This window comes from Pseudomonas sp. GW821-FHT02A08 (assembly GCF_059422045.1).
Genome location: NZ_JBWKWD010000011.1, coordinates 24,898 through 48,780 on the forward strand (window position 1 = coordinate 24,898; position 23,883 = coordinate 48,780).

Genomic DNA, 23,883 nt, shown 5'->3' on the forward strand with positions numbered 1-23,883 from the left:
GGCATTTTTCGGAGCGACGGGCGCGCTGCGAACCGTTACCGGTCCGCCACACACCGCAGGCGCGAATCACAGTCGAAAACGGCTCACCAAACCGTCAAGGCGGCCCGCCAAAGTCTGCAGGTGGTGACTGCGCTGGTGAACCTGGCCAGCACTCTGTGAAGCGCTTTGCGCGGAACTGGCGATGCTCACCAGGCTTTTCGACAGCTGTTCACTGGTGGTGGCCTGCTGCTCGGTAGCCGTGGCAATCTGTCGGCTCATGTCGCGCACCTGGCCAATCATTTCGGTGATGCGCTGCAGTGCCATGCCGGCCTCACGCGCGTTGACAACATTTGCCTGCGAGGTGTCGCGGCTCTTCTGGACCATCGCCACCACACTGCGCGTGCTGTCCTGGATCATGCCGATGCTCTTGCCGACTTCCTCGGTCGAGCTGTGTGTGCGCCGCGCCAGGGCGCGCACTTCGTCGGCAACGACGGCAAAACCTCGGCCCTGCTCGCCGGCCCGCGCCGACTCGATCGCCGCATTGAGTGCCAGCAGGTTGGTTTGCTCGGCTATATCACGGATCACCGCCACCACTACGCCAATGGCCTGGCTGGCTTGCTCCAGTTGTCCGGTCAGCCGGGAAATCTGTCCGAGCATCTGCGCATCCTCGACGATGGCGCTGCTTAACCGGGCCACCGTGGCCTGCCCCTGCGCCACCGCCATATCGCCCTCTTGGGTGGCCTGCGCAGCCTGAACAGCATTGGCGGCCACCTCCTCTACGGTCATGGCCATCTGCTGCATAGCGGTGGCCAACTGACCGATCTCATCTCGCTGGGTATCGACCACGACGCCGGTGGACTGGCTTTCCTGCTGCAGGCTGGTGGAGGTCTGTTGCAGGGACTCGCTGTTGCCTTTGATCTCTCCCACCAGGTCGGCCATGGTGCCAAGGAAGCCATTGAGTTCACGTGCCAGGGTTGCCAGCTCGTCGCGCCCCTTGACCGGCAGGCGCGACCGCAGGTCCGCCTCGCCCGAGGCCAACTGCGCAATGGCCTGCACCACTGCATTCAGCGGTCGCGCCATGGCTTGGCCAAGCAACAGGATCAGACCACCGACCAGCAGCACGGCGACGCTGCCGAGAATGAGCATCTCGATCGCGAGGGTCTTGACTCCACCGAGCACCGCCGCGCTGGGCAGGGCGACGCCGAACGACCAGGGTGTAGCGGTATTGCCGATGACGACCGGCACCGCGAGCATGAAGACTTCTTCGCGCATCGCTGGCGAGACGAAGCGCAGGGACAGGGACTTGCCATTGCGCACCGCGTCGATCATCGACTGCAAGTGGTCGCCCAGAAAATCCGCTTCGGTATCGGCCGAACGGCGGCCCACACGCGTCGGATCAGGATGAGCGACCAGCGTCGTATCAAAGGCAGTCAGCGCCGCCAGACCTACATCCAAAGGGCGCAGTCGGGCGACTCGCCGCTGCAGTTGATCGGCATCCAGGCCCAAACCCAGTATGCCGATCAACTGCCCGTTCACGCGCACCGGCACTTGCACGAGGATCACCGGTCGCGATGCAGAAAGGCCAGGTAACGCACGCGGCGGCGCGACACTTTCGCGCTCGCCACCCATAGTTCCCAGCGCCTCGCGTACCGCCTCACGCGAGGCGCCCGGGGCCCGCTGCACGCCCTGCTCGCCACGCAGCCAATACAGCGTGTCGCCGGTTTGCGCTGGTAACCACCAGGCGGCGCTTGCCTGCGGGCTGTTCTGCAACAACGATTCGAGCAACTGATCAGCGATGCGGCTGTCCACCAGCTTGCCGTCGACTATTTCCCGCGACAGCAGGTCAGCACTGGTCCGCACGCCTTGCAGCGCGCTGTCAAACCAGGCGGCAATCTCGGCGGCTTGTTGATGGACGATGGCGTCCACCGCGACTTCTGCAAGTGTCTCGGTAGAGGTGCGACTCGACTGGTAGACCAACAGTATCGTCGCCAGATAGATCAGCAGCGTCAGCGGCAGGATGGTGAGCAGTAGTTTGTTCTTCAGGGACAGGTTGGCCAGCATGACGAACTCCTGTAGAGGGTGGCCAGGCCGAGAGTCCCTGGCCAACACGCTTGCGATGACCCACCGGCGAGCGACTGCCCGCCGGGGGAACCAGTACCCGGATCAGGATCTGGTGGTGGCCAGCAAGTCCAGCGCAACATCGACGATCATGTCTTCCTGACCGCCGACCATGCGCCGCTTGCCCAGCTCGACGAGGATGTCGAGGGTCTTGAGGCCGTACTTGGCGGCGGCGATTTCAGCGTGGCGCAGGAAGCTCGAATAGACCCCGGCGTAACCCAGCGCCAGGGTTTCGCGATCCACCCGCACCGGCCGGTCCTGCAGCGGGCGAACGATGTCGTCGGCGGCATCAAGCAAGGTGTAGAGGTCGGTGCCGTGGTTCCAGCCGAGGCGCTCGGCAGCGGCGATGAACACCTCCAGCGGTGCGTTGCCGGCACCGGCGCCCATCCCGGCGAGGCTGGCATCGATACGATCACAGCCCTCCTCCACCGCGACGATGGAGTTGGCCACGCCGAGGCTCAGGTTGTGGTGGGCGTGCATACCGGTTTCGGTTTCCGGTTTGAGCACCGCCTTGAACGCGCGGAAGCGCTCGCGCACATCCTGCATGTTCATCGCGCCACCGGAGTCGGCCATGTACACGCAGGTCGCGCCGTAGCTCTCCATCAACTTGGCCTGGGCGGCCAACTGCTCGGCCGGGATCATGTGGCTCATCATCAGGAAACCGACGGTATCCATGCCCAGCTCGCGGGCGTATTCGATGTGCTGTTTCGAGACATCCGCTTCGGTGCAATGGGTGGCGATGCGTACCACCCGGGCACCGGCGTTGTAGGCCGCTTTCAGGTCATGCACGGTGCCGATGCCCGGCAACAACAAGGTAGTGATCTTGGCGTGGCTGATCACGTCGGCGGCGGCTTCGATCCATTCCAGGTCGGTGTGGGCGGCGAAGCCGTAGTTGAAGCTCGACCCTTGCAGGCCATCACCGTGCGCCACTTCGATCGAATCGACCTTGGCTTTGTCCAAGGCGCGGGCGATGTCCTGCACGTTCTGCAGCGAATACTGGTGACGAATCGCGTGGCTGCCGTCGCGCAGGGTGACGTCGGAGATGTAGAGTTTTTTACCGTTCATGAAATTCTCCTCAGGCCTGTTGCATCGACTGCGCCATGCGCTCGGCAGTGGCCAAGGCAGCGGAGGTCATGATGTCGAGATTGCCGGCGTAGGCCGGCAGGTAATGGGCGGCACCTTCGACTTCGAGGAACACCGAGGTCTTGAGGCCCGAGAATTTGCCGAGGCCAGGAATGTTCAGTGGTGCGTCTTCAGGGATGACGTCGAACTGGACCTTCTGCTTCAAACGATAGCCCGGCACATAGGCCTGCACGGCGGCGGCCATCTCTTCGATGGAGGCCTCGACCTTGGCCTGGTCGGCCGCCTCGGACAGCACGAACACCGTGTCGCGCATCATCAGTGGCGGCTCGGCCGGGTTCATGATGATGATCGCCTTACCCTTGGCCGCGCCGCCGATCAATTCAATGGCCCTGGAGGTGGTCTCGGTGAACTCGTCGATATTGGCGCGGGTGCCGGGACCGGCGGATTTGCTGGCGATCGAGGCGATGATCTCGGCGTAATGCACCTTGGCCACGCGCGATACCGCCGCGACCATCGGGATGGTTGCCTGACCGCCGCAGGTGACCATGTTGACGTTGAACTGGTCGAGGTTCTGTTCCAGGTTGACCACTGGTACACAGTACGGGCCGATGGCGGCGGGTGTCAGGTCGATCAGGCGGATGCCGGGTTTGATCGAGCGCAGAAACGCATCGTTCTTCACGTGAGCACCGGCCGAGGTGGCATCGAAAACGAAGTCGATGTCCTTGAACACGTCCATGCGGGTCAGGCCCTCAACGCCTTCATGGGTCGTGGCCACCCCCATACGTTGAGCACGGGCCAAGCCGTCCGAGGCCGGGTCGATGCCGACCATGACCGCCATTTCCAGATGCCTGGCGTTACGCAGGATTTTGATCATCAGATCGGTGCCGATGTTGCCGGAGCCGACGATGGCGACTTTGAGTTTTTTCATGGTGTTTACCTTTTGTGCACGCAAGTCGCCGATCACTCGGCGCTACTCTCTACCTTGAAGTCCACACCGACACGACCGATACCTTCGATCTCGGCCTCGAATCGATCGCCCGCCGCTACCGGTGCCATCGGCCCCAGCGCGCCAGTGAGAATGATGTCGCCGGCCTTGAGCGGTTCACCCAAACGCGCCATGGTCCGAGCCAGCCAGACCGCGGCATTGAGCGGATGGCCCAGACACTCGGCGCCGCTGCCGCTGGAAACCTCTTCACCGTTGCGGGTCATGCGCATGCTTGCCAGACGCAGGTCGAGGCCTTCCAGGCGACGGGCTGGACCGCCGAGCACGAAGCAGCCACTGGAGGCGTTGTCAGCCACGGTATCGACGAAGCGGATGTTCCAGCCCTGGACCCGACTGCCAACGATTTCCAGTGCCGGGACGACCCAGCCGGTGGCCGCCATTACGTCGGCAAACGTGGTGTCGACGCTTGGCAGGTCGCGCTCCAGGATCAGCGCGATCTCGGCTTCGATCTTCGGTTGCAGCACACTGGCGAACGGCACCACCTGGTTGTCGCCGTAGCACATGTCGGCGAACAAGGTGCCGAAGTCCGGCTGATCCACACCCAATTGACATTGCACCTTGGGATTGGTCAGGCCGATCTTGCGCCCGACCACGCGCCGACCGCTGGCCACGGCATGGGCGACGTTGAGCCGCTGGATGGCGTAAGCGGCCTCGGCGTTGTTTTCGCCAATCTGCTCGCGCAGCGGTTCGATCGCTTCACCGCTGGCCTGGGCCTGGCGCAAGGCGCTGGCCAGTTGATCCAGGGTCTGTTGGGTAACACTCATAACTCACCTCAGAGATTGCGCGCTGCTCAAGCTTCGCCCGATACCCTGCCAAGAGGGTATCGAGCATGCCTGGCGCTGGAGTGGGAGGAACCGAAGTCCGCCAGCGCCAGGTGCCCGATCAGTGGCTCAGGAAATCCAGCACCATGCGGTTGAAGGTGTCGGCGTGCTCCCACTGCGCCCAGTGGCCGCAGCTGTTGAACACGTGCAGTTCGGAATTGGGGATGCCGGCGATCAGGCGCAGGCCGGTGTCCATCGGCACGAAACGATCGTTACGACCCCAGATAACCAACGTCTGCGCCTTGATTTCGCCCAGGCGCGGACCGAAGTCAGGGAACTGTTTCGGATTGATGGAATGGCTCTCGACGAAATTTTCCAGGTGATCACGACGTGACAGCATGTTGTCCAGGCGAGTCTGGAACAGCTCTTCAGTGAGGTCGCGGGTGTCGAAGACAAAGACGTTCATCATCTTCTTCAGGTGCTCGACGGTCGGCTCGCGGTACAGCCCCTGCAGCAGCTTGATGCCTTCAGTCGGCATTGGTACAAACGAACTCGCACCACCGGTACCGCCGCCCATCAGCACCAATTTGCCGACCCGCTGCGGGTTGGCCAGAGCGAAGGCGACAGCGCTGTGACCACCCATGGAGTTGCCGAGAATATGCACTCGTTCAAGGCCCAGCACATCGAGCAGGCCTTCCAGCACGCGGGCATTAAGATCCGAGCGTGAGCCGGTGCAAACGATGGAGTCGCTCTTGCTCCAGCCTGGGCAATCCATGAGGATCACCCGGTAGCCGGCCTCGACCAATGGCTCGATGTTGCGGTTGAAGTTGGCCCAGCCGCTGGCGCCCGGACCAGAACCGTGCAGCATCACTACTGTCTCGGCGCCTTGGCCGCAGTCGTTGTAATGGATGTTCAGCTCAAGATCGCCTTCGTTGATACGAGCGAACTTGCTGCTGGACGCTTCGGTCAGGGCTTGGGATGTTTCTCTCATTGGCTAACTCCTTGAGTTCAGAGAATGGCATTACGAAGTCGCTTCAGACCGACGGTTTGGCACTGAGCGAGCCGAAGCCTGCGATCCATTCGGGAATCGGGCGGTAGTAACGGTCGTTTGCCTGATAGGGACCAAAGGCCGAGAGCGCGGCGAAAGCCGCCACCCAGGTTTTCACTTCGTGAGTGGATTTACCGGCGAGGGCAGACAGCTCGGCATTGCCCAATCCGTCCAGTTCGGCAAGGCGCCCTTCGGCCAGAATGTCGAGGAACTGCTGATCCCATTCCGGGTTGAGCGGGTGCAGCGAGCTCGGGTCTTCGATGAAGCGTTGAGCCGCGAGGATGACCCGCTGCTGGCGCGCTTCACGTTCATCGGCCGGCAGGTTTCGGCCGCTGCCCATCAGCCGGTCGGCCAGGCGGGCATCCACTTTGGCCAGCTCCGGCACCGGTGGCTGATGCGACAGACCGCCGGATGCAAGGAACAGGACCCGTTTATTCAGCGTGCGGGCAAAAGTCCCGATGGCCTCGCCTAGCAGGCGGGCCCGCTGGAAACCCGGCAGAGGGATGGCCACTGAGTTGACGAAGACCGGGATTACCGGGCAACGCTCGAGCCCACCAAGCAACAACTCGAGCGGTTGGGCAAAGCCATGATCGACCTGCATGCAGTAGGAAACGGCCGTGTCCACACCCGCATCGAGTACCGCCGTGGCGCAGGCCTCGGCCAGATCTCTAGGTACACTGAGCGGACCGGCAGCGGTGCCGAAGTCACCGATGGCATGGGCGGCCATGCCAATGCAGAACGATGGCATCACGTCATAGAAAAAGCCGTTGTAGTGATCCGGCGCGAACAGGATCACCAGCTCCGGATCGAACTGTGTGATCCGCTGCCGGGCGTCGCCCACCACGCCATCGACCTCGGCCAGCACCGCCGGAAGCGGGTCGACATGACCGACCAGTGGGGTATGCGACAGGCATTGCAGATAGGCACTCACTTCAGGCCACCTTGCTTACACGAAAGGGTGACTCGGTACGTCGCATCATTCATGAGCGATCAACTCCGTAGCAGACATCAGTAACCAACCTTGATTGGCGCTCTGGTTTCGTCGGTTGGCATCTCACGCAAAAACTTCGTCCGGCAAGACACCTGGTCGTCTGTGCTCATTTCCAACTGCGATCCCAATACGTCGCCATAGACATGACCCGATCATAGGAAGCTCTCCCGGCATCGGCGCTCCAATGGGTTACGCCGTTATCCCGACAGCGCAAAAAACTGCGCCAAAGAACGACCTTTCTTTGGACGAAAAAAAATGGACCTCTTTTCAGAGATCCATTTTTTAATGGCCCGTGTTTGCGTTAGGCGAAGTCGTTAAGCGGATCAGTGCTTCATGCAGTTATCGAGGCTCCAGCCGTACAGCCACTGTATGGCGTCGTAGAACTGCTCCTGCGTACGTCCTTCCCATAGCTGGTTGCGCACCTGACGCTCGACGCCTTTGGCGTGGTAGAGGCGTCCCATCTCCCGGGCTGACCAGAGTATGCGGGCGGTGCGTGGGATACGGATGGTTTCGTACAGACGCAAAGCAGCTTGCAGGTCGAAGTTGCATTGCCTGACGGCCTGCCCCAGTACCACGGCGTCCTCCAAAGCACTGCAGGCGCCTTGGGCCAGGTATTGGGTCATGGGATGCGCGGCGTCGCCGAGGATGGTCACACGACCTTCGCCCCAGTTTTCCACCGGGTCGCGGTCAGCCGTGGCCCAGCGCCGCCAGGAGGTCGGACGGTCAAGCATTTGCCGTGGACGCGGGTGAATACCCTCGAAGTAGCTCAGTACTTCCTCTTTGCTGCCTTCGGTAACGCCCCACTCCTCCTGTTCCTTGCTGTGGAAGGTGACGACCAGGTTGTATTGCTTGCCACCACGCAGCGGGTAATGCACCAGGTGGCAACGCGGGCCTGCCCAGAGCATCGGCGCGTTGACGCGCAAGTCCTCAGGCATATCCTTTTCCTCGACCACCGCGCGGTACACCACGTGCCCGGTCACACGCGGCGGCTCGCCATGCAGCGCATCGCGAACCACCGAGCGCACTCCGTCGCAGCCGATCACGGCATCGGCGCGGTAGGTATTGCCGTGACTGTCGGTCAGCGTTACGCCATCGGCGTCCTGCTCAAGGTTTTTAATGCAGACCGAGGTTTTGAACTGAATCAGCGGGTTGTTTTGCACCACTTCAAGAATCGACAGATGAATGTCGACACGGTGGATCACTCCATAGGGGTTGCCAAAGCGCTTGCGGAACGCTTCACCGACATCGATGCGAGCGACTTCGTGGGCATCGATTGCATCCATCATGATCAGATGATCAGTGAACACCGAGCGACTCCGTGCGGCCTCGCCCGCTCCCAGAGCGTCGAGCGCCGCATAGGCATTCGGGCCAAGCTGGATGCCGGCACCGATCTCGCCGATATGGTCAGCCTGCTCCAGTAGCAGTACCGCAATACCCTGCTGGGTCAATGCCTGGGCAGCGGCGAGGCCACCGATGCCTCCACCGACGACGATAACCGACTGTTTTTTATCTTGTGCAGTCATGATTCCGGTCTCCAAATAGGTTGCTGAGCAGGCTGCTTGAATGGGCAGCGAAGCCTGCCGATTGGTTATGCAATGAAGTCGGGCTGCCGTGCAGGTGCAGCAGCCAGAAATGCAGGCAGCTCCAGGCAATGGCGATACACCGCCATCACCCGCGGGTAAGAGGAAAGGTCGCAGCCCATGCGCTCGGCATTGGCCACTTGCGGTATCAGGCAGCAGTCGGCCAGGCCAGGCTCGTCACCCATGCAGTAGTTGCCGCTGCCATGGCGTTGCAACAGTGCTTCGACGGCGGCCAGGCCTTCGGCCACCCAATGTTTGTACCAGGCAGCCTTTTGTTCAGCGGTGACGGCCAATACGTTCTGCAGGTAATTGAGCACCCGTACGTTGTTGATCGGATGGATATCGCAGCCGATCAGGTTGGCGATTTCCAGCACGCGGGCACGCTGCAGAGCATCGGTCGGGATCAGCCGTGGGCCGGGGTACTGGCTGTCGAGGTAGTCGATGATGGCCAGGGATTGGGTCAACAGAGCGCCATCGGCATCGAGCACCGGCACACCGCCAATCGGACTGCGCTCGCGATGATCGCAACTGTACTGTTGACCGACCCGCAGGTTGATGCCCTGGTAGTCGTAGGGCAGATCCTTCAGCGCAAGCGCGATACGCAACCGGTAAGAGGTGGAGCTATTGAAGAAACTGTAGAGCTTCATAGTGACTGTACCTATGGCAGATCAATGAACGACGATTGAGGTCTGCTGCAGCGAGCGGCTGTAGCGTAGGCCCATCAGAAATATCGCCGCGCTTGCCAGCACGGCGGGCACCATCAGGAGGGTGAAGACGCCGCTAAAACCCATGCCCATGCCTAGCATCCAGCCACCGCCGAGGGTGCCGAGAACCGCGCCGATGCGGCCGACACCATGGGCCCAGCTGACCCCGGTGGCACGCATAGTGGTCGGGTAGAAGCCGGCAGCCAGCGCATTGGCCCCAACTTGCGATCCACTGATGCAAAAGCCCATGCCGAACACACCGAGAACCAACAGGATGTACTGATCATGGAAGAGACCGATCGACATCAGGCAGAAGGCGCCTGCGATGTAGGCACAGACCAACACCCAGAATGGGTTGCAGCGATCCATGGCCCCACCCAGGACAATGGCGCCCACGGTGCCGCCAACCTGAAACATGGCGCTGATCAGCGCTGCCTGGCTGAGCTGCAGGCCGGTATCCTTGATCAGGATCGGCAGCCAACTGGTCATCATGTAAATGATCAGCAAGCTCATGGAGAATGAACTCCACAGCAGCAGGGTTCCCATGCGATGGCTACCGCTGAGAATCTGGTGGATCGGCGACTGGCGAGTGTTGGATTCACCGATACCATCGTGAATCTCATAGCTGAGGTTGCTTGCCAGCGGTTGTGCCGAGATGCGTTGCAAAATGGCGCTGATCCGCGCCGCAGGCGCCGAGCGCTGCACCAGGAATCGCACCGACTCAGGCAACAGTACAAACAGAAACGGCAAACACAACAGCGGTAACAGGCCGCCAAGAAACAGCATGCTGCGCCAACCGAACACTGGGACCATCTGAGCGGCTACTACCCCCCCGAGCGCTGACCCCAGGGTGAAGCCGCAGAACATAGTGGTGACCATCAACGAGCGACGGCGTTGCGGGCAGTATTCGGAGGTCAGGGTGATCGCATTGGGCATGGCGCCACCCAAGCCAAGTCCGGTAAGAAAACGCATGGCGGTCAGGCTCAGGACATCTTGTGATGCACAAGCGGCCAGGCTCCACCCACCGAAGAATAAAACGGAAATCAGCAATATGGTTTTGCGACCGAAACGGTCAGCCAAGGGGCCTGCGATGAAAGCCCCCAGCATCAGGCCGAGCAAAGAAGCGCCCAGTACCGGGTTGAGTTGCGCAGGCGTCAAACCCCATTCGTCGCGCAAGGCCGGGGCGATGAAACCGACGGCGGCAGTGTCCAGACCATCAATGGCCGTCACCAGAAAGCACAAGCCCAGAACCAACCACTGAAAGGGGCTGACCGGCCTGGTGTCGATGAAGTCCTGTACATCCACACTATTATTTTTATCAGTGGAAGACATAAGCGAATCCTCCGGGCCCGCGCAATGCGGGCCACGTATTGGCCTTCAATCCGGGGCCGGCGGCGTGGAGCCGGCCCCGGAGCGGGTTAAACGACGTCGACCTGGATCTCGCCCAAGCCTTCTACGCCACCAGTCATGCGTTCGCCGACCACCACCGGGCCCACACCTTCCGGTGTACCGGTCATGATCAAGTCTCCAGGCTGCAGTTCGAAGAATCGCGAGAGATAGCTAATGGTTTCCGGGACAGACCAGATCAGCTTGTCGATATCGCTGCGTTGCTTGTCAGTGCCATTGACCTGCAGCCACAGACCGGCCTTGCTCGGGTGGCCAATCTGACTGGCCGGGTGCAATGGACCGATCGGAGCCGAGGCATCGAACGCCTTGCCGATTTCCCAAGGGCGGCCCATTTCGCGCATTTTCATCTGCAGGTCACGGCGGGTCATGTCCAGGCCAACGGCGTAGCCGTAGACATAGTCGTTGGCCTGCTCCAGCGGAATATCGCGACCTGTCTTGCCAATGGCCACGACGAGCTCGATTTCGTAGTGATAGTTGCTGGTTTCAGCCGGATAAGGCAGTTCCAAGGGCTGGTAATAAGCCACCGGCACCACGGAGTCGGCCGGTTTGCAGAAAAAGAACGGCGGCTCGCGGTCGGGATCAAAACCCATTTCCCGCGCATGAGCGGCGTAGTTACGGCCGACGCAATACACCCGGCGCACCGGAAAAGTGTCAGTGCTGCCATTGATCGACAGTGCAGTAACCGTTTGAGGCTCGACAACGTAAGTCATGCTCGACTCCTGATAGAAACGAATTAGGGATTAACGGGATTCACGGGATTCGCGAAGAATGCCCAGCGCTTCCTGGACCGGTCGGTCAGAGAAGCTGAACAGCACGCAGTCTTCATCGGTCTGAAAATTCACCGCCGCCCAACTCGGCACAACGAAGATGTCGCGGGCTTCGAACTCATGGCGCTGTCCGGCGATATTGACGCTGCCCCGGCCTTCCACGACCGAAAAAACCGTGGCATCGGTATTGCGGTAAGTCTGACCGCGGAAACCTCGCGGCAGAATTTGCATGAAGGTCGCGATGGTCGGCATCGGCCAGCCGCCGGTAAGCGGATTCACGTAGCGCAGCTTCACCCCATCCCACGGATCGACCTGATCCTGGCGCAGCAGGATGTCGAGCGCCTCGCGAGTACGGGCATAGGGGTAGTTGAATACAGGCGAAGTTCGCGAGCTGGATTCATGATGCATCGGCAGTAAATTCATGCCATAGCGCGCGTAGCTGTTGCCTTCGGGGCGGGTCAGTGGCTGAACCGGCTCCTCGTAGTTTTCGGCGAATCCAGCGCCAAAAAAACGCACCATGGGAATGTCCAGACCGTCGAGCCAGATCACCGGCTCGCCGCCTTCGGCTTCAGTCGGGTTGCCATGGTCATGCCAGGTCCAGGAGGGTGTGATGATGAAGTCGCCGGGCTCCATGGTCGTGCGTTCGCCGTCGACTGCCGTAAACGCCCCGCGACCTTCGACGACAAAGCGCAGCGCTGATTGACTGTGGCGATGACTTGGGGCGATCTCACCCGGCAGGATCATTTGCAGTCCGGCGTACAGGCTCGAGGTAATCGAAGCCGAGCCACGGATGGCAGGATTCTCCAGGACCAGAACGCGACGAACCGCTTCTTCTGCCGAGATCAAACGACCCGCTTCAGTCAGATAAGGACGCAATTCCCGATAACGCCATAACGCACCGACACAGGCATCGGCAGGCTCTTTGGGAACCAGATTGTGCAGTTGCTCCCAAAGCGGGAAGAGATGATGCTTGTCGATGCGCTGGTAAAAATCGGCACGCACATCGTTGATTTTGTTATTCATCAGGACACCCTGGCGAGTTAGCCGAAGGTCAAACCCTTTAGCCGGGTAAACGCTTCGAAGAGCGGTTTCCATGCGAGGTAGAAACCGTTGCCCGATGAATTATCCTGCAGCATCACATATCCTAATAATGCTATTTTACGATCAACACATGCCAATAAATGTATAGGTAAAAAGATGGACTGGACCCGCCGACTACGACTCAGTCACCTGCAATTGCTGATCAGCCTGGCTGAGACCGGAAGTATCAGTGAGGCTGCCCGGGTGACTTTCACGACTCAGCCGGCCCTTTCGAAATGGCTGAAGGAACTGGAGGATAGTGTTGGCGCGCCCTTATTCGAACGCCATGCCCGCGGGCTCAAACCGACCTCTCAAGGGCACATGTTGTTGGGTCATGCACGGCGGGTCTTGAGTGAAATGGACCGAGCCCAGCAGAATCTGGCCGCCATGCAGGAAGGCAGTTCGTATCGTGTTGCCATCGGCACATCACCCGCTTCTGCGCCTAACCTGGTGCCAGCGGCGATCATCCAGTTTCTGCGTTTACATCCCAATGCACAGGTGGAGCTTCAGGAAAACACCATGAATGTGCTGCTCGAGCGACTGGAGCAAGGGCAACTGGACCTGGTGGTTGGCCGCTTCGACAATTTCGCCCCTCGTCACAGTCTGTGCAGCGAACTGCTGTATGAAGAGACCATGCGGGTGATCAGCAGGCCGGGGCACCCGTTGACCAGCCAACCTTCACTGGACTGGGAGGCATTGCATGCCTTCGACTGGATTATGTGGCCAGTGGGCACGCCGATTCGCAGCAAGCTGGACATCACCCTGACCAACGCCGGTCAACGGCCTTTGCCCTATCGGGTGGAGTCATCCTCGCTGATTGCAAACCTGTGGCTGCTGCAATTGAGCGACATGCTCTCGATCGCCTCGGACCGCGTGGCCGACCACTTCACCCAGCGCGGCCTGATCGTCCCGCTGGAATTTGAACTCGATGCCCTGGGCACATTAGGAATGTGCTGGCGCAAAGGTACAGAGAGCGACCAGGGGATCGCCGACCTGCTCGATAGCCTGCGCTACGCGTCAGCCAATCAGATCGAGTTTCCGGATGCTCGCTGAATAGGACGCTGCAGTGTCCTGTTAGCCACCACGTCATAGCTCGAGTTGCAGACACAAGCGTCGCGCTTGCGTGCGTACTGAGCAAACAGTCCTTGAACCGCTGCGCCAGGCTTTCCAGGATTCCGGGGCTGTGATGCTGACGATCCCACGCACCGTGCAAGGCAACCTCATGTTCAATTCCGGAGCGGGTGGCGAGGCCTGGATCAACACGCCGTACAGACCGTAGCGCGGTAAATCGGTGACGACGCCCACTCCCCGACCGTTGGCCGCGAGAGCCTGGATGATCTGCGATCTCGCGCAAGGATCCCCATGAACCACCATGCCCTACTAGTACTACGTTGATTCTCAGTATCTGCCTGATCACATTGTTCGGTGCGCTCGGCTAGTCGCCATAAGCTAACCCCCAGTGGACAAGAGTTGGAGAAGACTGCCTGACGAGCCGTCAACCAGGTCCATCCCTGCCCTCCATCGGCAAACTTCCTGCGGGGGACATTGGCACACAGAAATCTTGCGTCCATCTCCTCCGGAAGAGGTGAGGATTTCACCTGGAGCCAGTCGTTTTGTGGGGGGTAAAAACGTCCAAAAATAAAAAGGGGTCGCGAGATAAAATCTCGCAACCCCTTGGATTATATGGTCGGGACGGAGTGATTCGAACACTCGACCCCTAGCACCCCATGCAAGCGGCCCCCTCTACAGGCCGCTAACCACAAGGCTTCGCGCTTGGCGCTCGCTGCAACGATGCCCAACTGTGCGGAACAGGGAATTACAAAGTCACTCGGAAAGTCACTAGGCCTTTTTTGGTTCTTCACGGATTACCGGGAAAGACGCTCTTGATTTTCATGAAAAAGAATTCGCTGTCCAGGTAAAGCATCAGGATTGAGGCGAAAGCTCCCGCCTCAATCCCTTCCTCGATACTTCAAATCCCACTGCCCCACCACTCGTGATTGCGGCTATTGCTCCCCCAGTTCCTCGCTACATCCCAGCTCTCACTGACTACATTGCACTTACGCTCGGTTCCAACCTGGCCTAGCCTGGCTTGGATCGGCTGGTCGATAGATTTCAGCTCGATGGAAGGTTACTCACCTGACCGCCGATCACATGACGCTTTCTATCAACCAGCCAACAGTCGGTACGAAAATTTCCACGCCAGTTCCCTATATGGCCGTGCACTCACTGCTGATACTGGCCCCGTCAACTTGCATCGGGCACGTTGGCAAAATCATCAGGAGCCGGACCATGAGCAAGCAGTCTGATCAAGACAATCGCGCTAACCAATTGAACGACAACAATGACGCCTACTGGCAATCTCGAGGTGAAGATGAGCGCCCGGACGATTGGGATACCCGCTCAGAGGAGAACGACTGAAATGGCCAAAGCCTATAAAGCGCCACAAGACGCCCAGTCGGACTATGGCAATGCGAACAAAGGCACTCGCGGCACCAATCCTTTGTACGACAAGGCCCAAGGTAACCGAGGGAAGCAACTGGACCCACGACAGCAGCCACGTTCTGGGCATTGATAACGGCAAGTAGAGGCTGCTCACGCAGCCTCGTTTTAATTCCGAGCGCTCATTGGTCGGTCCAATTGCGTTCTGGCAAAACGATATTCTTGAGCGTAAGCGCTCATGACGGACGCCACTTCGTCGTGCGTCAGACCGATATGCGTAAGATGAAGTCGTACCAAGGCGAGGGTCTCGCCAAGTCGCAAAACGGATGCTTGAATCCAGGCGTCATAGGCTTTTCCCTCTGGATCGGCATCTTTCAACCGGGGTGATTCTTTGGTCACCGCACCGACCAGATCGAGAAGTGTCCGGAATTTCGGACGGCCTTTTTTCGCTTGAACCCAATTCCTGAGCAGCTTTATGCGAGCTGGCCCATCCACACCCTCAGGGGCTGAACTATTTGCCCAACGGTTTCCAAGATAGGTCGTCACTTTCTGCTTTCGTTGCCAGTCACAAAGCTTTGCGAGGTGTTCAAGAGCCCCAAGCATCGGATTGCTCCATTCTCCGCTTAGCGGTTTGTAGACTGGTATGACACCGTCAAAGGGAATCAGCTCCGACATGCCGTCCCGTTCCACCGCTTCCCAAAAATTCTCAACAACGGTATCTGCTACGTACCAGGCAAGAAGGCGAAGCAGGACAGTGAGTACATCAGCGGTGAGAACGCTTGAAATCACCTGGTCAACAGACGCTTCATTGTCCTCCCGCTGAGTGGAATCAGGTGCAGATTTTGCCCGTAGCGCAGCACACCCGAACCGCGACACTAACGGCGAACTGGCATAGCGTCGCCAGTTCTCTTCCAAGCCTTGACCAGCCCGAAGCGTTTCGGCGTTTAACACTGTGGCATCCCGGACAAATTGGACCCAGAATGCCTTGGCCGCCTTGTGATGGAAAAGTCCGCTGCTAAACAGGCCAATCCAGGCCGCCCCTACCGGCCAAACGTAGTCGGCATCATGAGGTCGCAACAGTTCATCAATCAGCGCGGTAGGGACGGCGCGGATCAAACGGCTCATTGCGCTGCGTCCGAGCGGTCGTAATGGGCTGACCAGCATCCTGGCCATTGTTTTGGCTACCGGGAGCGAAGGATTGCCCGCGCGAACGCCCTCCCATATTTCTCTATGGCTGGTGTGCAGGAGCTTCCAGAACGACTCCACAGGCAAAAGCAATGCTCTGTTACTGATCAGGCGAACCATTCTGGGGTCATCTAATGACAGCAGATCCTTATACAAGTCCTCGGGGCTTTTTGTGGTCATTGCGTGACATCGGAAATGATGATGACTGAAGAGGCTAGTCGTTTTGCATGCCGTTGGCTTAGTAACTTGTTTTTATCACTGTGGGCCACACGCGGACATTCAACTCCAGCGTCACATTCCCAGCGACAGTGCTTCGCCAGTTCTGTGCGCACAGTGGCTCGACCTTGTTCAGGTCAAGATCCCAAGGCGACGAATCCTGCATGCGATTCGCGCGGTCTTGAGCAGCCGCTAGTCAATGTCCACAGCCAGAAGCCGTCGTTCGTTAGCCCGACGCCGACACCGCCAAAGCTCCTAGGAACAATTTCATGTCGTTCCCTTGTTGAGATTTTTCGAGACTTTAGTGCTTCAAGCATCAATGATGCGCTTCTCGAACAACCTAGACCTCATCCTCCTCACTTATTTGAGAGCCGAGATAAACAGCCTTTAGCGGTGCGAAGAAATTTCTTGGGGGTTCGTTCGAGCCGTCTACCACGACCAGTCGCCACTCTTGCTCGTATGTCCTATGATGGGCTGGACAGACAAAAATAATATTTCGTTATATTTCAATATTTTAAAAACAAAAACCTCCTTGATTTAGCAAAAATCAAGCAGTGAAAAAGGCAGAAAAAGCCCCGAAAGAGCTATTTTTTTTCACGAAAGTCTGTCCAATCCATGACATACCGGATTGACATCCCAGACATGACGCTAAGCGATTTCTCAAACTAGCCAGCAATCTTGACCGCTGCGCTGAAGTGAGTTGGTCGACATTGGAAGGCCACTGGCTGATGGTAGTGGGCATCAGGGCTATGAGGATAACGGTGTCTACCAACCCACTCACCTGCTTTGCCTGGACTCACTTAGCGAAGCTCCAAAGGCATCGCTGTGAAACGTGGTCATCGCCGTCTGTGATGACAAAAGCAAAGCCGTGCGCAACGGCATTTACTCCTGCGATTATTGAGGCATGGGTGGCTAAGTATCACCCTGCAAGCTGGACCAGTTGTTGATACTTTGCTTGGAGAGCTAATGCACACTGCCCAAGCCTTGGGCCTTGAGGATCATGCGGTCAAGCATTGCGAGCATGTCGTCGACATCAATGTCCTGGAAGCGGCAATTCGCCTCCTGTTCGAGAATCATGGCGGCGAATTCTTCGCTGTACTCCACCTCACCCTCAGCTTCAACTTGCACGGGTGATGAGTCATCCGAGAGATCATCAGCTGGATCGTTACACATCGCGAACCTCGCACTGAGAAGGGACTTTAGCTGAACGGTCGCGCCAGTTTGGCCTTAAAGATTTCCAGCCGCGTAACAGGCCGGACACCCAGATTGGCGTGCCGGCATGAGGGAACAGCGCGACGGGGAGTGTCGTGATCGGCTGAACCAAAGTACTCTGCTGACAGCCACGCCCTGCTCGCTCTATCTCTGCAAAAGGCCATTGATCAGGCGATAGGCCTCAGGCAATGCAATCGTCCCGACCTCAACTGCTTCAATCAGTCGAAATGCTTTGTCCGCGCTGATGACATCTTTCTCGATCACTTCTCGAAGTGAGGAAATAAATCCGGACTTATCCAACAGCGTGACCGTCCCCGCACGTTCCTTGACTTCCATTTCAGCCAATCGCTCCTGGTAGACCAGCAACAATTCCTGCTTGCGCCCTTCCGACATCGCGCCGCCGCGCACCCAACGCGAAACTCCGTAGGCCAGGACGCCGCCGACTGCTGCGGTGCCTAACGCCCAGCCCAGTGGAGTCGCAGCCACGGCAGTGACACCTACCCAACTGGCGGCCGTCGTGAGGACCGGAATACTGGTCACACCCGCGATACTCGCCACAGTGCCTGCTGCTGCGGCGCCGAGGCCGATACCGAGTGTGCTGATACCCACCTCACCCAAGATACGTATACGGTCATGGGGCGAGCGCTCAAGTTCACCGATGACTTTGAGTAGCTGCTTTTTGCTGACTTTCGGCTGCCGACTCATGACGCTTTCACCGGCACCAGTTCAGCCATGAGAATCTTGAACGTCTGAATGAACAGGTCGAAGAACGCCCGGGCGATCTCCACCAGGTTCTGCGGAAGCTCCAGAAAGTTCACACCCCCGCCGTTTCCTGTCGGGTGCTTATCATTTTGATGACCGGTAATAGCCATCGTCAGGCCAAACAGTGCGCCCAAGGGCGCCAATATCGAACCGAGGAGCGGAATCGAAGCAACCAACGACGCAATGGCTGCGCCCAATACGGTGCCGATTGCCAAGCCCTTATGTGTCCTGATGAAGTCGCGCAACTTCATCACGATGAGCTTACCGATGGAGACAACCTTGTTACCGATGCGCTGAGTCACGTTAACCAGCTCTTTAAGTCGTATGGCGATATCGGGTTGCAGACCGCATTCGCGTAACCAGAGATAGAGATCGCTGCTGGCCATTGAATCACTCTCGGCTTGCATGAGTGCAAGCTCCAACTCGGCCTGAGCTTTTGAAATGATTGTTGTCATCGCACTTCCTTTTAGAGCGTTCCATGAGTTTCCATTCAGCACTTGCTGAAATCGGTTTCCAGCAGTCCATCACCCGTCAGTGACGCAGGACACTACCGCCACAGGTTGCTCCACTGATTCTGAGTCAGCACAACCCCTCACAAAGGGCTGTAGCACCGTATTCAGCCCGTTGTGTTCAACACTCAGCTCCGCGACGCCAACTCCATTGTCTTTCCGGTAATTCATCGTCTCCAATAACGGAGCGCCTCCTCCACGGGGAACAAGCAATACGGATAAATCCGGTTTGCGCCCTTCCCAACGCAAACAGTCACGATACAGGTGCGCAGACTCCATACCTTCCAGCACCCATTCGCGTTCAACTCGGTACTTGGCGTCCATTACAATGAACGAGCGCCCAACCGGACTTTTCACGGTGACAACAATGTCAGGGCGGCGCTCTCCGGAAATGCTGGAAAAGCAGTGGTTCTTCGGCTGATCAAACGCAGGGCAGCGTACCTGTAGCCAGACATCGACCTGTATGTCGGTACTCCTTCCTTCGCAACGTACGACGTCCACACGTGAGCCGGGCCATCGATAACTCCACTGCAAGTCGGGATAAATCGATTTCATCAGGCAGACCACTTGAAGGTAGCACCAACGCTCGTAGATCTCCCACGTCGGACTGATCCACAAACGTTCTCCCTCGCTACTTCCATCAATCCCCGGGCGCAGCACATACCAACCATAGCGATAAGCCCGGGCGTATGCAGGATGAGCGGAAATCGCGTTGAGCCCTGCAGCGGTAATACGAGGCTGACGCAAAGAACAGAAAGGTTCCCTGCGTTGAATCCTCCGAAGGGCTGTGTGCAATCTTTCAAGGAACTCAATACGCCGCCCAAGCCGAGGGGCCAATGCGGAGCGAGCGCCCGTGTCGCGCTCCCGATCAATAAGCTTTTGCAATCCAGCAATGACCTGTCGGCTGCGTCTCAGGGTTTCGCCAAGGACAACAGCCAACGCCTGGTTGGCCGGGTTATCGAGGTCCTCGAACACACTGGGCACATCAAAATTCAGCACCTCACCACGCGCATTCGCCGGCTCGAGATTATAGAGCAACGCTGTAGCCGCAGGGTCTTGCAAGGCACGACGCAGGGTCTGGCGATCAATACGACGCAGTTGATGCGCTGGTCGTAGTGTGCGCTCTCGATGCAATCGAGTCAGCGGCTTACGCAAGACTTCGGAGAGCGCCGACAACAGCTCCGGACCATAACGTTTCAGACGGGCATATTGCAGGTGTGGGTCACTCATTCGACCCTCACGACCTACCTCCAACTGAGCGTATTCTTTGCCAAGCAGCAAACGTGGGTCGAAAGCAAGGAGTTCGTCGAGCATCGCTGCGAACGAAACCTCGCCGAGCTTGCCTTGATCCGGGGCCACATCAAAGTGGTAGGTCGCTACGACTTTGCCACTGCCATCAACCAACTCAGCGATGACTTTTCCCGCATAGAAACCCGGTTGCCACCGCCAAGCGTCAAATGCCTCATGGCGCGAGGCCTCCAACGGCTCATCGTCAACAAACAAACGAGACTCGGGGATAATCTCAAAATAATAGGTGCCGCGCTCCATGAAACCCGAAACCAACGCTTCTGGACTGACAGTGAACGCGCTGCCTTGTTTGTCGATGCATCGAATAATCGCCATGTTTCAGCGCCAGAACCGGGCAGAACCCAAAGTGCGCAAATCATCTTGCAATTCGGCGACCTTGGCTGCCGAGTCCGCCAGCCTCATATCCCGCAACAGACTACTGGTGTCCGCGAAGGCAGCCTGGACCCGAGGTGTGTCTTCGCCGCGAAGCTTGGGCAGGACTTTGGCGTAGATGGCTTGATCCAATGCTGAGTCGAAGTCAATCACACCGCCGCGTTCTGCCTGCTCGATGTAGCCAATGACATCGTGAATAGTCCGCCAGCCGAAATGCAGGCGTGCCGGGCGCAGGGCATTGACCAACCCCTTCAGTGTGTCGCGCACTCTGGCAATTTGCGCCTCAGCCAAAGCGCTGGTTTTCCACCCAGGGAACGCTTCAACATCAATGTCCCAAAATTCGATCACTGCCGCCCGATCAAGTACCTTGTCACTCAGGCCATGTGTCGTTTCATCCATATTCACAGTGCCGATGATTACCAGGTTGCTTGGGTAGGTGATGGTTGCCGGCACACCGTTGATGTCATTGTCCTGAGAATGCAGCTCAATGTGATCACCCGTCTCCATGGCTGATAGCAGCGGAGCCAAGTATTGCTCGGGGTGCGACAGGTTCATTTCATCCAACACAACCGTATATGGACGCTCCGAGTCGGCGCTGGCCCTAAGCAGGAAATCGACGAATGCCGTTCGGACATAGCTCTCGCTATTCAAAGGATTGACGTAACCAAGCAGGCAAGAGGGATCATGCCAGCCTGGCTGGACGGGAACCGTAAGCAAGCACTCGGACGGGTGGGCTTGCCCCTTATGCAGCGCAAGCGCATACCCTCGAGCCAATACCGTCTTACCGGCACCACTGAGCCCGGTGAGCACAGCAAAGTGACGACGCGGATGACTCCAGAGTCCGGCGTCAAGGCGGGCAACCAGGCTGATCGGAAAGGCGATATTTTCGGGGAAACTACGCTGGATGGTTTCCAGCGAGGGTCGCTCGAATGGCACAACCTCTTCACTGGCTGGCATTACGCTGGTTGAAACGGTCCCTGCGTCTGGAGTGAGTGATTGGGGTTCCCAGTAAATTTGCGCGGCCCAGGTTTCACCGAGCTCGGTCAGGTGCAGCAGTTTGTCTGCACGGGTTTCGACCAATTGCAGAGCACGCAGCCAAAAGGTCAGACTGGTCAATGCTCGATCGCTGGTCCACCCGGGGTTTACCTTTCTCAATGCATCATTCAATGCACTGACGGACATCGGGACGCTGCGTAACGCATAGAGCATATGATCAAATCCGAGAACGCGGGTCAGCAGCCAGTCCGATACCTCATCAGGCTCGCCAGTCTCCAGCAGTCCCTCACCTCGCGGTGTCAGATGGATCTCGTCGCCTTGAGCCCGCAGCACGCCCCATTCGGCAATGAGTGAGTTGAGTTGCGTTCGGATGCTCGAGGTCGCGTGACTTGGGTTGATCGAGCGCATGTGCTCCACCAGGTCTTCTCGCTTGCATCCCTCTTTGGTGAACTCAATGATCGCCCTGATGGTCGCGATACCACCACCAATGGCTAGCATGCCGCGGCGTCGACGCTCAGCAGGTAAAGGATTCAAGCGCTCCTGGCCCGTTGTGGGGTCAGCGATTTCCGTGGCTTCGGCTTCCTGCTCCTTTACGAATTTCATGTAGAGCAGCCAAGGCAGAGTCATGCGTTCCAGCGTCGGTATCGATAGTCCTTTTTCTCGCTCACCCAAAACATCGTCAAGGCGCTCAAGCACACTCCGATGCAGAGAAAGCTCACGCTCCGTGCCTCCTACACCTATCAACGACGCCAAAGTACGCAACTTCGGGTAGTGAGCAAGAGTGGTCAGTTCAGTTGGGCACAGCGCGGCGAATAGACGATACTTTTTAAGCCGGGGATTGCGTCGCACAAGGGGTGGAGCGACTAGTTGATTCAACTCGCGCCAGCTTTCCTTGAGCACCTGGTCATGAAGGTGAGCGTCACCAGCTTTTAGCGATGCCCGAAGACTCCAAAGGCATTCGGCGACTCCAGGATTGGCGATCACCTCTGACACATTGACCGTGCCCATACCCGTTTTTGTAATGACCTCACTTTCCCACAGCAGCTCTTGAAACGCCGTACTACAAAACTCCTCCTGATCAGCGTCTTGTACTTTACGAAGGAACTCCGACAGCTTTTTCAGCCAGCTCTGATACCAAGGCAGCTCACGATTGTGAGCCAATACCGCCTCACAGGCTGCCTTCAGATTTGCGTCATCCTTCAGATCTACCGCCACAAGCCATGCCCCTTATTGTCCTGTTTGGGCGACAGCGCCCAATTCCGATTCTGCTAAACAATTGCATGCGGAGTTAAACCACCACTCTGGATAAGCGCTCGGCGCCACCCGCTCTCGACTCGCCACCATTCAGGCAAATACCCGAATCATCTTCCACTCACCACTCGGAATATCAAGTGGCCATCACAGCATACTGCATGGCAAATAGAAGCCCTGCAATCAACTCAGCGACGGTGAAGTCTTGGGGGGAGATAAGGCAAGCCCAGTACTCGATCCTGTGATCTCACCACGATTAACACGTGAGATTAGCTGCGCAATACGTGCTCGCGATGCCAAGCCAAGTAACTCAAATGACGGTCATGCAGGCTACGCAATCGACAATGCGGGCTGATGCCAAGTACCTGTCGCATCTCAGTGGTCAAAGTCTGCGCAATAACGATGTCGCCCTGCTCGGTGAAGCTGATCAGCCCCAGGTCAAAGGCTTGATCCAGATTGGGTGTCAGAAGCAAACCGTTATAGGGATCGAGACGCTCAAGATGCGTAGCGTCACGCCATGGTTTGATATGAGAAGCACGCAGCATGGAAGTGAGCGATAAGCCACTGACAGCACAACCTTGCCAATACTCGATCAGCGCCTGGCGATACGCACCTTGTCCTACTCGCGCACGGATGATGGCCTCACGTTCAGTCGAGCCGATCTGCTGCCCAAGCGGCGATTGCTCGAAGACCTCAATCAGGCTGATTTCGTCTTCGACCTGCTTGTGGATGCGCACCGACTCACCGCCAAGCAAGTCAAACAAGCTGTACAAGTCGTCTACATTGGCTACATCAACTGCGATCCCGGTTTTGCTGGTAGAGCCCGGTGCAAATGGAAACACTTCCAGGCTGGTACTTTTGTACGTTTCATTCGGTGCACCCTGCGTCAAAGCTATGATTTGTGCCCAATGCGCCGACTTCCGGTATGCCGGGTGCAACACCAAGGGCTGGCGCCCAACAGATCCACCTGTAGCGTAATGTTTGACGAACAGCGGGTGTTCAAGCCCCGGATGCACATAACCTCGCGCATAGGCTCTTTCGAACTTCATGCTGCAACCGTTTCCTTCCAGAAGCCGGCAAATTTCCAGCGAATCGAGCATGTGTTTCTCCTT

20 protein-coding genes and 1 pseudogene are annotated in these 23,883 nt (G+C 58.1%); 2 read left to right on the forward strand and 19 right to left on the reverse strand.

Annotated elements, in window-relative coordinates:
• Window positions 1–66: 66 nt before the first annotated feature.
• From AC07W4_RS10505 to gtdA, 12 genes and pseudogenes are all read right to left on the reverse strand, one after another.
• Window positions 67–780, reverse strand: coding sequence for a methyl-accepting chemotaxis protein (locus tag AC07W4_RS10505; RefSeq protein WP_495032430.1), 714 nt, complete (start codon window positions 778–780; stop codon window positions 67–69).
• Window positions 757–2,040: pseudogene (locus AC07W4_RS10510) on the reverse strand (PDC sensor domain-containing protein); the annotation flags it as partial. The pseudogene AC07W4_RS10510 and the gene AC07W4_RS10505, both read right to left, overlap by 24 nt.
• 102 nt (window positions 2,041–2,142) lie before the next feature.
• Window positions 2,143–3,162, reverse strand: a complete 1,020-nt coding sequence (gene dmpG, locus AC07W4_RS10515; protein ID WP_495032363.1) for a 4-hydroxy-2-oxovalerate aldolase — start codon at window positions 3,160–3,162, stop codon at window positions 2,143–2,145.
• A gap of 10 nt (window positions 3,163–3,172) precedes the next feature.
• On the reverse strand, window positions 3,173–4,108 hold the full coding sequence (locus AC07W4_RS10520; protein ID WP_495032364.1) for an acetaldehyde dehydrogenase (acetylating): 936 nt from the start codon (window positions 4,106–4,108) through the stop codon (window positions 3,173–3,175).
• A 32-nt stretch (window positions 4,109–4,140) separates the two neighbouring features.
• Window positions 4,141–4,947 carry a 2-keto-4-pentenoate hydratase gene (gene mhpD, locus AC07W4_RS10525; RefSeq protein ID WP_495032365.1) on the reverse strand — a complete coding sequence of 269 codons (807 nt, stop codon included), beginning with the start codon at window positions 4,945–4,947 and terminating at the stop codon, window positions 4,141–4,143.
• A 118-nt stretch (window positions 4,948–5,065) separates the two neighbouring features.
• On the reverse strand, window positions 5,066–5,935 hold the full coding sequence (locus tag AC07W4_RS10530) for an alpha/beta fold hydrolase (RefSeq protein WP_495032366.1): 870 nt from the start codon (window positions 5,933–5,935) through the stop codon (window positions 5,066–5,068).
• Window positions 5,936–5,978: 43 nt separating this feature from the next.
• Complete coding sequence (gene mhpB / locus AC07W4_RS10535) at window positions 5,979–6,923, reverse strand: 3-carboxyethylcatechol 2,3-dioxygenase (RefSeq protein ID WP_495032367.1); 945 nt, start codon at window positions 6,921–6,923, stop codon at window positions 5,979–5,981.
• A 383-nt stretch (window positions 6,924–7,306) separates the two neighbouring features.
• A complete protein-coding gene (locus AC07W4_RS10540; protein WP_495032368.1) occupies window positions 7,307–8,506 on the reverse strand; it encodes a 3-hydroxybenzoate 6-monooxygenase in 1,200 nt (399 codons plus the stop codon).
• A 65-nt stretch (window positions 8,507–8,571) separates the two neighbouring features.
• On the reverse strand, window positions 8,572–9,210 hold the full coding sequence (gene maiA / locus AC07W4_RS10545; protein ID WP_495032369.1) for a maleylacetoacetate isomerase: 639 nt from the start codon (window positions 9,208–9,210) through the stop codon (window positions 8,572–8,574).
• Between the two features lie 21 nt (window positions 9,211–9,231).
• Window positions 9,232–10,599, reverse strand: coding sequence for an MFS transporter (locus tag AC07W4_RS10550; protein WP_108231499.1), 1,368 nt, complete (start codon window positions 10,597–10,599; stop codon window positions 9,232–9,234).
• An 86-nt stretch (window positions 10,600–10,685) separates the two neighbouring features.
• Window positions 10,686–11,384 carry a fumarylacetoacetate hydrolase family protein gene (locus AC07W4_RS10555; protein ID WP_495032370.1) on the reverse strand — a complete coding sequence of 233 codons (699 nt, stop codon included), beginning with the start codon at window positions 11,382–11,384 and terminating at the stop codon, window positions 10,686–10,688.
• Window positions 11,385–11,414: 30 nt separating this feature from the next.
• Window positions 11,415–12,464, reverse strand: a complete 1,050-nt coding sequence (gtdA, locus tag AC07W4_RS10560) for a gentisate 1,2-dioxygenase (RefSeq protein WP_495032371.1) — start codon at window positions 12,462–12,464, stop codon at window positions 11,415–11,417.
• A gap of 174 nt (window positions 12,465–12,638) precedes the next feature.
• Here gtdA and AC07W4_RS10565 point away from each other — a divergent pair, with 174 nt between their 5' ends.
• Window positions 12,639–13,574: a LysR substrate-binding domain-containing protein gene (locus AC07W4_RS10565; protein WP_007992557.1), complete on the forward strand. Its 936-nt coding sequence runs from the start codon at window positions 12,639–12,641 to the stop codon at window positions 13,572–13,574.
• A 1,236-nt stretch (window positions 13,575–14,810) separates the two neighbouring features.
• Window positions 14,811–14,939 (forward strand): hypothetical protein, encoded by a 129-nt coding sequence (locus AC07W4_RS10570; protein ID WP_264082326.1) that lies wholly within the window; start codon window positions 14,811–14,813, stop codon window positions 14,937–14,939.
• 189 nt (window positions 14,940–15,128) lie between these two features.
• Here the strand turns inward: AC07W4_RS10570 and AC07W4_RS10575 are convergent, their stop codons facing one another.
• From AC07W4_RS10575 to AC07W4_RS10605, 7 genes are all read right to left on the reverse strand, one after another.
• A complete protein-coding gene (locus AC07W4_RS10575; RefSeq protein ID WP_495032372.1) occupies window positions 15,129–16,325 on the reverse strand; it encodes a hypothetical protein in 1,197 nt (398 codons plus the stop codon).
• A 999-nt stretch (window positions 16,326–17,324) separates the two neighbouring features.
• Window positions 17,325–17,489, reverse strand: a complete 165-nt coding sequence (locus AC07W4_RS10580) for a hypothetical protein (protein ID WP_495032373.1) — start codon at window positions 17,487–17,489, stop codon at window positions 17,325–17,327.
• A 228-nt stretch (window positions 17,490–17,717) separates the two neighbouring features.
• Complete coding sequence (locus AC07W4_RS10585) at window positions 17,718–18,278, reverse strand: hypothetical protein (RefSeq protein ID WP_495032374.1); 561 nt, start codon at window positions 18,276–18,278, stop codon at window positions 17,718–17,720.
• Window positions 18,275–18,790: a hypothetical protein gene (locus AC07W4_RS10590; RefSeq protein ID WP_495032375.1), complete on the reverse strand. Its 516-nt coding sequence runs from the start codon at window positions 18,788–18,790 to the stop codon at window positions 18,275–18,277. Before AC07W4_RS10590 ends, AC07W4_RS10585 begins: the two co-directional genes overlap by 4 nt.
• Before the next feature lie 69 nt (window positions 18,791–18,859).
• Entirely contained in the window at window positions 18,860–20,467 is a 1,608-nt protein-coding gene (locus AC07W4_RS10595) for a DUF2357 domain-containing protein (RefSeq protein WP_495032376.1), read from the reverse strand.
• 3 nt (window positions 20,468–20,470) lie between these two features.
• Window positions 20,471–22,735 (reverse strand): McrB family protein, encoded by a 2,265-nt coding sequence (locus AC07W4_RS10600; RefSeq protein ID WP_495032377.1) that lies wholly within the window; start codon window positions 22,733–22,735, stop codon window positions 20,471–20,473.
• A gap of 305 nt (window positions 22,736–23,040) precedes the next feature.
• Complete coding sequence (locus AC07W4_RS10605) at window positions 23,041–23,871, reverse strand: HNH endonuclease (protein WP_495032378.1); 831 nt, start codon at window positions 23,869–23,871, stop codon at window positions 23,041–23,043.
• Window positions 23,872–23,883 lie beyond the last annotated feature (12 nt).

Bases quoted from the DNA above. Each gene is read 5' to 3' on its own strand.
- AC07W4_RS10505 (WP_495032430.1), bottom strand. From the start codon at position 780: ATGCAGCAGATGGCCATGACCGTAGAGGAGGTGGCCGCCAATGCTGTT.
- dmpG (WP_495032363.1), bottom strand. From the start codon at position 3,162: ATGAACGGTAAAAAACTCTACATCTCCGACGTCACCCTGCGCGACGGC.
- AC07W4_RS10520 (WP_495032364.1), bottom strand. From the start codon at position 4,108: ATGAAAAAACTCAAAGTCGCCATCGTCGGCTCCGGCAACATCGGCACC.
- mhpD (WP_495032365.1), bottom strand. From the start codon at position 4,947: ATGAGTGTTACCCAACAGACCCTGGATCAACTGGCCAGCGCCTTGCGC.
- AC07W4_RS10530 (WP_495032366.1), bottom strand. From the start codon at position 5,935: ATGAGAGAAACATCCCAAGCCCTGACCGAAGCGTCCAGCAGCAAGTTC.
- AC07W4_RS10540 (WP_495032368.1), bottom strand. From the start codon at position 8,506: ATGACTGCACAAGATAAAAAACAGTCGGTTATCGTCGTCGGTGGAGGC.
- maiA (WP_495032369.1), bottom strand. From the start codon at position 9,210: ATGAAGCTCTACAGTTTCTTCAATAGCTCCACCTCTTACCGGTTGCGT.
- AC07W4_RS10550 (WP_108231499.1), bottom strand. From the start codon at position 10,599: ATGTCTTCCACTGATAAAAATAATAGTGTGGATGTACAGGACTTCATC.
- AC07W4_RS10555 (WP_495032370.1), bottom strand. From the start codon at position 11,384: ATGACTTACGTTGTCGAGCCTCAAACGGTTACTGCACTGTCGATCAAT.
- gtdA (WP_495032371.1), bottom strand. From the start codon at position 12,464: ATGAATAACAAAATCAACGATGTGCGTGCCGATTTTTACCAGCGCATC.
- AC07W4_RS10565 (WP_007992557.1), top strand. From the start codon at position 12,639: ATGGACTGGACCCGCCGACTACGACTCAGTCACCTGCAATTGCTGATC.
- AC07W4_RS10570 (WP_264082326.1), top strand. From the start codon at position 14,811: ATGAGCAAGCAGTCTGATCAAGACAATCGCGCTAACCAATTGAACGAC.
- AC07W4_RS10575 (WP_495032372.1), bottom strand. From the start codon at position 16,325: ATGACCACAAAAAGCCCCGAGGACTTGTATAAGGATCTGCTGTCATTA.
- AC07W4_RS10585 (WP_495032374.1), bottom strand. From the start codon at position 18,278: ATGAGTCGGCAGCCGAAAGTCAGCAAAAAGCAGCTACTCAAAGTCATC.
- AC07W4_RS10590 (WP_495032375.1), bottom strand. From the start codon at position 18,790: ATGACAACAATCATTTCAAAAGCTCAGGCCGAGTTGGAGCTTGCACTC.
- AC07W4_RS10595 (WP_495032376.1), bottom strand. From the start codon at position 20,467: ATGGCGATTATTCGATGCATCGACAAACAAGGCAGCGCGTTCACTGTC.
- AC07W4_RS10605 (WP_495032378.1), bottom strand. From the start codon at position 23,871: ATGCTCGATTCGCTGGAAATTTGCCGGCTTCTGGAAGGAAACGGTTGC.